General features: G+C 40.8%; 7 protein-coding genes. 6 read left to right on the forward strand and 1 reads right to left on the reverse strand.

Going from position 1 to position 7,523, the window contains the following annotated elements; all coding sequences use genetic code 11:
- Positions 1-474 (forward strand): gamma carbonic anhydrase family protein (locus E1163_RS04245; protein WP_155169824.1); only part of this gene is annotated, 474 nt, incomplete at its 5' end.
- A gap of 82 nt (positions 475-556) precedes the next feature.
- On the opposite strand, the gene E1163_RS04250 is transcribed toward E1163_RS04245, so the two are convergent.
- On the reverse strand, positions 557-1,951 hold the full coding sequence (locus tag E1163_RS04250; protein ID WP_221417929.1) for a M28 family peptidase: 1,395 nt from the start codon (positions 1,949-1,951) through the stop codon (positions 557-559).
- 180 nt (positions 1,952-2,131) lie between these two features.
- Here E1163_RS04250 and E1163_RS04255 point away from each other — a divergent pair, with 180 nt between their 5' ends.
- The 5 genes from E1163_RS04255 to E1163_RS04275 all read left to right on the forward strand — a co-directional run.
- Positions 2,132-2,485, forward strand: a complete 354-nt coding sequence (locus E1163_RS04255; RefSeq protein WP_155169827.1) for a phage holin family protein — start codon at positions 2,132-2,134, stop codon at positions 2,483-2,485.
- Positions 2,486-2,568: 83 nt separating this feature from the next.
- The gene (locus tag E1163_RS04260) at positions 2,569-3,135 is read left to right on the forward strand and encodes a hypothetical protein (protein ID WP_155169829.1); all 567 of its coding nucleotides are present in this window, start codon (positions 2,569-2,571) and stop codon (positions 3,133-3,135) included.
- Positions 3,136-3,144: 9 nt separating this feature from the next.
- Entirely contained in the window at positions 3,145-3,870 is a 726-nt protein-coding gene (locus tag E1163_RS04265) for a rhomboid family intramembrane serine protease (RefSeq protein ID WP_155169832.1), read from the forward strand.
- 81 nt (positions 3,871-3,951) lie between these two features.
- Positions 3,952-4,584, forward strand: coding sequence for an OmpH/Skp family outer membrane protein (locus E1163_RS04270; RefSeq protein ID WP_343033747.1), 633 nt, complete (start codon positions 3,952-3,954; stop codon positions 4,582-4,584).
- A 252-nt stretch (positions 4,585-4,836) separates the two neighbouring features.
- The coding region (locus E1163_RS04275) for an MFS transporter (RefSeq protein ID WP_155169836.1) at positions 4,837-7,523 on the forward strand (2,687 nt) is incomplete at its 3' end.

Genomic DNA, 7,523 nt, shown 5'->3' on the forward strand with positions numbered 1-7,523 from the left:
AAATTTGGCGAAAAATGCTTTTTAGCTGAAAATGCAACGGTAGTTGGTGATGTAACTATGGGCGACAATTGCACGGTTTGGTTCAATGCTGTGGTCAGGGGAGATGTACACTCTATAACTATTGGCAATGATACCAACATACAGGACGGCGCGATCATACACTGCACTTACCAAAAAGCTAAAACAGTGATAGGCGATAAGGTTTCAATAGCCCACAATGCCATTGTGCATGGTTGTACCATTCACGATAACGTACTGGTAGGCATGGGAGCCATAATCATGGATGATGCTGTAGTGCATAGTGGAGCAGTGATCGCAGCCGGGGCAATTATATTACCCGGTACGGTAGTGGAAGCAAACTCTATTTATGCCGGCGTACCGGCAAAAAAAGTAAAAGATACAGGCCCTGAAATGCTTGAAGTAATCCAAAGAACAGCCAGGAATTATCCCATGTATGCCGAATGGTATAACTAAGTTACAACGTTAAAGGTGCATTAATAAAAATGCCGGCGAGGTTAATTACGCCGGCATTGAAATGTAGAAATACTGTTAAGATTCACTCACGTACCGGTGCAGGAAATACCGGCAGGCTCATAGCACCTTTTTCACCTACGGACTGTACTGCAAAGAAGAAATTATCTTTAGAGTAAGGAATGGTGGCAGTAGTATCGCTAACGAATATTTTCCTTTCCCATAAAGGCTGATAAGTCTCACGAATTAAAATGTTGTATCCTTTAGGAGCTGCGCCTTTCTCAGGTGCACTCCATACCAATGTGGTCGTATTGCCCAGATCAACTTTCAAACCTACATTTTGAGGCTCATACGGTGCCAGTGCCAGGTTAGCCAGTGCAGCAAGATTGACGCGCGCAATCTTCGCGGCGTAGTCATAATTTACATATTCCGGAAGGTCACCATACTGCTGGTTATTTTCCTTTCGCACATCCTGGTGCTGATAGTAGTAGTTTTCATTCATTTCACAGAACCTTATGGCGGTAAAACCATTTTTGCTAAAAGGCAAGTGGTCACCTCCCCTTAAGTACCGGTCCATTCTGTAGTTGAGCGTTACACTAAATCCGTCCACGTAAGACTCACCGACCTCTTTAATATACCTGGCCAGTTGCCTGGAGCGGCTGTCGTTTTCTGATCCGGAATACTTTCTCAGTTTTTCCATTTGTTCAGTTTCATAAACGGGTATGGTTTCGCTGAAAACCCTTACAGTTGAGTCGTTTTTCAGTTCCGTTTCGCTGGAGAGAGTATTACCTACCATATCGTTATTGAACATGGCTACTACATTGGCACTATCCTTTTTTAGTGTTTCTGCCAGATGGGCAGCGCCTAGCAGCCCCTGTTCTTCTCCCTGTACGGCCAGGAAAATAATAGTGGCAGGAAACTCCACATCAGACATTACCCTTGCAAGTTCCATAACTAAAGCCACACCGGAAGCATCGTCGTTGGCACCGGGAGCCACGGAGGTGCTATCCATTACATCAGATACGCGGCTGTCGAGATGGCCGCTGATCACAAATATGCGATCGTCATCAGGGTTTGTGCCTTTAAGGGTAGCCATCACGTTTTTCATCTCTACCTCATAAGGCACTCTGCCTCCGGGGGGCACAATAAAAGGATCAAGCTCAACCTGCATACGGCCATTGCTGTTTTTCGCATACCTGTCAAACTGGCTTTTAACCCACCTTCTGGCAGCACCTATTCCAAATGTATCACTTTCTGTTTCACTTAAAGAGTGCCGGGTACCAAAGCTTACCAGCTTTCTGACCTTGGCTTCAATGCTGTCCCGGGATATGTCATTAAGCATACCGGAGATGATTTCATTTCCGGCAGATTCTTCTGTTTTGGTATTGGTGCTGCTGGCAGGGCCTTGTTTGGTAGTTTCAGAACAGGCCGTGATTGCCAGTACAAATAATATGGTCGTTATTGGTTTTAATAGATTCATTTCAAAGATTGATTTACTTTAAAAGGGATATTGAATATGGTGTTTTTTTATTAATTCTCAAAAAGATGACCGTTTCCCGGTTTTGGAGATAATAAAATGACTCATGGGTTGTAGGAATAAACATGATGTTTTAACTATCTTCATTAAAGATTTATAACAACCAACAAACTTGCGATACAAATGAATTTTCTTGCCAGGCTCTTATTATCTGCCATTGCCGTGCTCCTTACTGGTTATTTACTGGATGGGGTAGAAGTAGACGGTTTTGTAGTGGCCCTTATTGTGGCTGTTGTTTTAGCTATACTTAATGCTATTGTTAAACCGATATTGGTTATACTCACTATCCCAATAACCATTGTTACCCTGGGAATTTTTCTGCTCGTCATTAATGCTGTCATAATACTGCTTGCAGATGCTGTAGTTCCTGGTTTTGAGGTGGATGGCTTTTGGTGGGCGCTATTGTTTAGCATTATAGTATCCATAATTAATTACCTTTTTTCGGGGAATGATAAAAAAAGGACGAACAATAGATAATAAACCCGTGTTTAAAGCTTGTTAATAAAACGAATTTGGAGTATATTAAATATCCGAATTTATTGAATTTTAAATAATGAGTTATGACTGCTGTTAACAAAGGATTTGACCCTCAACTAGTGCAGGAATACCGCGACAAAATGAAAAAGCGAAACCGGAACTACATTATTGTAGAATCAGAAGATAATACTGATGAGTATGTTAACTTTTATTTCATAGGAATGTACGAAGGCAGAGAGGTCATCTATGATGCAGTTATATATACTTTGCGGATGCACCATAATAGTGAGCTTTATGAAATAGCCGAACATAAGGCTGCGCAGCATTTTCCCGAATACAAGCAAATTAAGTATGAAGAAGATGAAAATGGAGATCTGGCCGCTCTGGATGACCTGGAAGAAGAAATAGGTCTCTACATGGCAGAGGTTATTATGGAACTCGAAGAAGAGGGAGAGGTTAAAGTCAGGGAACATGTTGAAACAGACCCGCACATCGATTTTGGTATAGGTCTGGATGTTGCCCTCAATGTTGATAAGATCACACCTGAAGTGATCACCAGGTTTGTTAACAATTATAATGATGACACTCTGGAACTGGATGAATCATTATATAGTTTTCAACTTGAAGAAGAGAATGAAAAAGTAATTTAAGATTTTATTATGGGTGAGGGGATCAGGTTACGTAAGAGTATCTATTATACTCTGGCTTTTGTAGCTCTCATCTGGGGAGTTAAGATCATTGAATTTGCGTTTGATTATAACTTTGGCGAATTCGGCATTTTGCCCAGGACACTCAGCGGTTCGGTGGGTATTTTTACAGCCCCGTTAATTCATGGTGATATTTATCACTTACTTTCAAACACGCTTCCGATAATCATCCTTGGTGTCGGTCTTTTTTACTTTTACGACAAGATAGCTCTTTGGGTAGTTCTTTTAATTTATCTTATCACGGGGTTTTGGGTTTGGATAGCCGCACGCGATGCTTATCATATAGGTGCCAGTGGTGTGGTCTACGGCCTGCTTACCTTTCTGCTGTTCAGCGGTTTTTTCCGGCGCGATTCCAGCACGCTTGCCATTTCATTTATCGTACTATTCTTATATGGAGGTACTTTCCTTACTGGCATGATACCGGAAGATTCTGGTATTTCATGGGAGTCACATCTCATGGGGGCTATAGCCGGAGTTTTCTGCGCTGTATATTTCAGGAATTATAAAATCGGCACTCTTCTAAAACAAGAACTGGACGAAGAACACTACTTGGAGGATAACCAGCCTGCCCGATACACCTACCATTATAAACCAAAATCTGCTGAACCGGAAGATGCTTCTGGCCCAAAAGAGCAACATTACATCATAAAATATCCCCTTGATCCCGAAAATAAATAATCGCCATCTTTAAAATTGTTTGGTAATTCTGTGGAATCTTTATTTTCTTTGCCTCCATTTTAAAACTAAAAAACCATTAAAGTGAAAAATTTATCTCTAGTACTAAATATCATATTGATAGTGGCAGTAGGCGTTTTATTCTTCCTGCATTTTTCCGGTGAGTCAAGTGAGCCGCAGCAGGAGCCCGGTATAATGGAGGCGGCAGAGTATTCCGTTGGCTATATCAATGCAGACTCAGTACTCAAAAACTATGATTTCTTTAAAGAAATGCAGGAAAAGCTTCAGGAAAGAGGACAGAAGCTTGAGGATGAATATAAAAGTCGTGCCGAAGGCCTTCAAAAGGAAGTAAATGACTACCAAAGAAACGTAAATAACCTTACTATTGGACAGGCAAAGGCAGTAGAAGAAAGCCTGATGAAGAAACAGCAAAACCTGCGCATGTTACAGGAAAGCCTTTCGCAGGAGCTCATTAAGGAAGAATCAAAAATTAATCAGGAGCTTTATGAGAAAATAACTTCTTACCTGGATGATTACAGTAAAAACCACGGATTGCAAATGGTTGTTAAATACAATCAGGGTAGCGATGTTTTGTATGCTTCTGACAGCATGAACATTACCAATGCAGTTATCAAAGGTCTTAATGATGCTTATAAAAAAGAGAAAGAAGCACCTGTTGAGGGAGAAGCTAACACTGACACTACTGCAGTGAACTAGTACCGCAATGACATTTTATTTTTGAAAGCAGCTTTGATCGGGCTGCTTTTTTTGTGGAATCAAATTACTGATAATTAGAATATTGCGATATTAAAGTGGGCTTAACTTGTACCTAAAGAGATAAAAGGATAGGCCTTTTTGATATTCCCAAAAAAATAAATTTAAATACGAAAGAAATAGTTGTAATTTACTATGGGTATGTATAACTTTTCGTGATTAACCGACCCTAGTAAGTATTTTTTAATATTAAGGATGTTTAAAGCCTTATTTTTAGCCTTAAATGTTAGGCCCGAAGAAGAAAACCAAGTGCTGTTGCTTTTAGGCAAAGGCTTCTTTATGGGTATTTTTTTGGCAACGTACCAGGTTAGTGCCGAAACATTGTTCCTTAACAGGCTGGAAGAGTACCTCAAGGAAGCCATTATGATATCTGGTTTTTTAGGTGTTGTTATCACATTTCTTTTTGCTGTCCTTCAAACACGCATTTCCTTCGCAAAACTTGCTTTGGGTAATCTCATAGGTGTCTTTCTTTTTACCGCCTGTATTTTTGCCACCTTTAAGCTTTCCGATCCGTCATGGCAGGATTATCTTGTATTTCTCATGTTTGCGATGATAGGGCCTATACTGGCGGTTTCTTTGCTGGGATTCTGGGGAGTTTTTGGTCGAATGTTTGACCTGAGGCAGTCAAAAAGGATTATCGGAGGTATTGACATTGGCCAGCTTTCTGCCGCAATACTTACATCATTTGCAATTCCCTTTTTAGAGTCGTTTATACCCAACACCTCCAATTATTTAATGATCAGCGGAGTCAGTATTTTGATCTCGCTGGGATTTCTTGTTGCGATTACATTGAAGTATGACCTGAAAAAGGCAGAGATATCCACAAGTAAGAGCGAACAGACAGGGACAGGTTTTAGAAATATTGCGAAAGATAAGTACGTAAGGCTTTTGTCTACCTTCCTTCTTTTTTCAATGGTGGCCTTCACATTCGTGCAGTATTCTTTTCAGAACGTAGTGGCACAGCAGTATCCAGATGAAAGTGAACTGAGGAATTTTTTGGCCATTTTTAATGGTTCAATACTGATCCTTGGTTTGTTGTTGCAAACTTTTGTTAATGACCGGATTATAGGCGAATATGGACTGAAGGTATCGCTGATTATATTGCCTGTGATTCTTGCGTTGTTTACGATAGGAGCCATTGTAGCTGGTAATGTGTTTGGCTATACCATTGATGCAGGCACATCTTTTATTTGGTTTTTTCTCTTTATAGCTTTAAGCCGCCTCTTTAACTTTTCATTGCGCGACTCCCTGGAAAACCCAACCTTCAAGCTATATTTCATGCCGTTGGATAACCGTATCCGGTTTGATATTCAGGCGAAAGTAGAAGGTGTGGTTAATGAAGCCTCCAGGTTCATAGCCGGGGTAGCTATTATAGGCCTGTCGCTTCTTTCGTATTTTGAGCTTATTCACTACTCATATGCTCTGGTATTTATACTCGTAGGATATTTCCTGCTCATTGGCAAACTCTACAACGAATACAGGAACAGGATCAAATTGAAACTTCAAGATCAGCAAATGTCCAGTGAGGAATTGCCGCTGACGCCCATTGAAAAGTTATTGAACAGGCTGCAGAAGACCTTAACTGATGTACAAACCAACAAGGTTATATTCTCTTTTAAGTTGCTGGAGAAGGTGGAGCCACAATCTTTGCCTACGCATATCAATACTTTGATGGGACATGACTCAGATGATATCAGGGATTTCGCCCAATTAAAGATGAATGAGCTAAAAGGCTTGTCAGTCTCTGACCGCTATGTGATCAGCCTTAACAAAGGAAGTGATGCAGATGGCAAGCATGTGGTGAGTGGGAGCGATATTATGGATCTTTTTCAATCCGGAGATATCTCCAAAACCAGGTTAAATAAACTCTGCAAATCAGAGCGGGATGAGGATCGTCAGTACGCAGCCGAACTGTTAAGTAATACCACTGATGAGGAGAGTACTTTTTTCCTGATCGAACTACTGCATGATATCGACGCCAAAGTAAGGAATACTGCAATTAAAACTGCTCAGAAGAAGCATAATTATGAAGTGCTGAATGCACTGATTGAGAACTTGAGTAATCCTGCTTATAGTGTACAAGCGGCTAATGCCCTTACCCTAATTGGCGCAAATACCCTTACTGCCCTGGATAGCGCATTCTACAAATCAGGACAAAGTACCACGGCTATGGTAAAGATCATAAAGATCATCGGGCGTATTGGTGGTGATAAAGCGCTGGAATTACTTTGGAATAAAATAGACTATCCCGACAAAGTAATTGTATCTCAGGTTCTTTTGGCTTTAGGTATCAGCGGCTTTAAAGCCGGGGTAACGCAGATCCCGCGTATTAAATATGCCATCGAGTCAGATATTGAAGATATAGCCTGGAATATTGGTGCCATCAATGAAATTAGTACTGATTTTTTCGGCCGGGAAATCAAGAAAGCCCTTGAGGAGGAAATTGAGTATGATATTGAGCATATCTATATGCTACTATCTATGCTTTATGACAGTAAGTCCATACAGCTCGTAAAGGAAAATATAGAAAGCAAGACGAATGAGGGAGTGACTTATGCCATTGAGCTTCTTGACGTGTTTTTATCCGAAGACCTGAAGCAAAGGATCATACCGGTGCTGGATGATCTGTCGTACCAGGAGAAGGCCAAAAAGCTTGAAGTTTTTTTCCCCAGGGAGCGAATTGATTCTACACTGGTACTTAAATTTTTATTAAACCGTGATTTTTCTCAAACCAATCGATGGACCAAAGCCTGTATCCTTTATCAGATAGGGCTAATGAAAATATCCGAATTCAGTTTTGACCTGATCGCCAATTTATTTAATCCTGACCAGATGGTGCGGGAGATGGCGGCATGGGCCTTACACGAGATCAACCCCGAAGG

The sequence above is a fragment of the Fulvivirga kasyanovii genome (genome assembly GCF_009711405.1).
In the GTDB taxonomy this organism is placed as follows: Bacteria; Bacteroidota; Bacteroidia; order Cytophagales; family Cyclobacteriaceae; genus Fulvivirga; species Fulvivirga kasyanovii.

Coding starts and splice junctions, on each gene's coding strand:
- E1163_RS04250 (WP_221417929.1), bottom strand. CDS start 1,951: ATGAATCTATTAAAACCAATAACGACCATATTATTTGTACTGGCAATC.
- E1163_RS04255 (WP_155169827.1), top strand. CDS start 2,132: ATGAATTTTCTTGCCAGGCTCTTATTATCTGCCATTGCCGTGCTCCTT.
- E1163_RS04260 (WP_155169829.1), top strand. CDS start 2,569: ATGACTGCTGTTAACAAAGGATTTGACCCTCAACTAGTGCAGGAATAC.
- E1163_RS04265 (WP_155169832.1), top strand. CDS start 3,145: ATGGGTGAGGGGATCAGGTTACGTAAGAGTATCTATTATACTCTGGCT.